This is a genomic window from Thauera sp. ZXT1-4 (genome assembly GCF_052598215.2).
The window spans coordinates 1-2,014 of record NZ_JBQWSN020000086.1 but is presented as its reverse complement, the minus strand read 5'-3'; the positions used below and the strand labels follow the sequence as shown (position 1 = coordinate 2,014).

The following is a 2,014-nucleotide window of genomic DNA, read 5'->3' as shown; positions in this document are numbered from 1 at the left end:
CCTTCTTGGTGGGCCCGGAGACGATCAGCAGATCGCCGGGCAGCACGACACTGCTCGGCTTGCCGTGCTGGAAGTCCTCGTGTGCGCGCTTGATACCGACCACCGTGACGCCGAAGCGCTCGCGCACCAAGGACTCCGCCAGCGAAAGGTCATGCGTGGCAGCAGGCGCCTGGATCTTCGCGATTGCAAAGCCGTCGTCAAATTCAATGTAGTCCATCATTCGCCCGCTGATGAGGTGGGCGACGCGCTCCCCCATATCGGCTTCGGGGTAGACGACGTGGTGTGCACCGATGCGCTCGGCGATCCTTCCATGCTCGGACGTCATCGCCTTGACCCAGATATCGGGGATTCCGAGTTCGGTCAGTGCCATCACCGTCATCAGGCTGGCCGCGAGATCGCCGCCGATGCCCACGATGGCGTGAGCGAAGTCGGCCACACCAAGCTGGCGCATGGTCATTGCGTTGGTCGAATCGGCCTGAACTGCGTGCGTGAGCAGATCCGCCCACTCATGCACCGGCTCGGCATCGCGATCGATCCCCATCACGTCGTGCCCAAGCTGCATCAGGGAGTTGGCCACGGCGCCACCAAAGCGCCCCAGCCCGACCACGACCACACTGTCGCCCTTCGAGAAGGCGAACTGCTCTGTAAATAGCCTAGCCAACAACGGGATGCTCCTCTGGATAGCGGAACGGCATGCGGTGCTCGCCCAGCGCGAGCGACGCCGCCAATGTGATCGTGCCGACTCGGCCAACATACATCAGCAGGACCAGCATCAGCTGGGCGGATTCGGGCAACTCGGCCGTGATGCCGGTCGAGAGGCCCACTGTTGCAAAGGCCGAGATCACCTCGAAGATGACCCTGTCGGTCGCGATGTCGGTCGTGTGGAGAATGAACACCGTGCCCAGCACGACCACTGCGCTGCTGAGGACAAGCACGGTGATGGCCTGGCGCTGGGCCGAATGGCTGATGCGCCGGCCGAAGGCCTCCGTATCCATCCGCCCCCGGATCTCGGCGATCACCAGCATCACCAGGATCATCGCCGTACCCACCTTCACGCCCCCGGCCGTGCCGGCACTGCCGCCGCCGATGAACATCAGGAGGTAATGCAAGCCGAGGCTTTCATGCGTCAGCCCGCCGATGTCGATCGAGTTGAATCCCGCCGTGCGTGCCGAGACCGAGGCGAAGATCGCCGACAGCAGCTTGTCCCCGGCGGGCATCGGGCCGAGCGTGCGCGGATTCGACCACTCGAAGCCAAGCAGCACGATCGTGCCGCCCATCAGCAGCGCGGCTGTCCCTACGAGTGTCAGCTTGGTGTGCACAGACCAGTGGTGCGGGCTGGTGAGCTTCCGGCGCAAGTCATGCAGGACAGGAAAGCCCAGACCGCCGATCACGATCGCAAGCATGATGGGGGCGAGGATGAAGCCATCGCTCGCATGGCGCACCAGGCCGTCCGCATGGATCGAGAATCCCGCGTTGTTGAAGGCGGAGACAGCATGGAAGAGACCGCTCCAGGCTGCATCCGTCCAGGGCAACTCGTAACCGAGGCGCAAACGCAGCATGAGCGTCAGCGCGGCGATCAGTTCGACGGTCAGGGTCACCAACAGCACGAGCTTGGCCACGCTGGTGACGTCACCGATACCGACGGCGTGTGTTTCAGCCTGCGCCGTGAGGCGCGTGCGCAGTCGGAACGAGCGATTGACCATGAGCCCGAGCAGCGTGGCGGCCGTCATCATGCCAAAGCCGCCGACCTGGAACAGCGCCATGATCACCCACTGCCCGAACGACGACCAGTAAGTGCCCGTGTCCACCGTCACCAGACCGGTCACGCATACCGCCGATACCGAAGTGAACAGGGCGGTCAGCCAGGGTGCGGCGACTGCATCTGCGCGCGCAATCGGCAACATGAGCAACCCGGTTCCGATCAGGATCGTGATCAGGAACGCCAGCGGAACGACCCGAGCCGGGTGCTGGACCTCACGAATCTTCAATTCGCACCATCCTTCGAGTCATGTTG

2 protein-coding genes are annotated in these 2,014 nt (G+C 63.8%); both read right to left on the bottom strand.

From position 1 onward, the window contains the following. Positions 1 to 661, bottom strand: a 661-nt coding sequence (locus ACUH78_RS19100) for a potassium channel family protein (RefSeq protein ID WP_510497605.1), incomplete at its 3' end; no start/stop codon positions are given. Continuing rightward, positions 654 to 1,988: a TrkH family potassium uptake protein gene (locus tag ACUH78_RS19095; RefSeq protein ID WP_445334424.1), complete on the bottom strand. Its 1,335-nt coding sequence runs from the start codon at positions 1,986 to 1,988 to the stop codon at positions 654 to 656. The genes ACUH78_RS19095 and ACUH78_RS19100, both read right to left, overlap by 8 nt. Positions 1,989 to 2,014 lie beyond the last annotated feature (26 nt).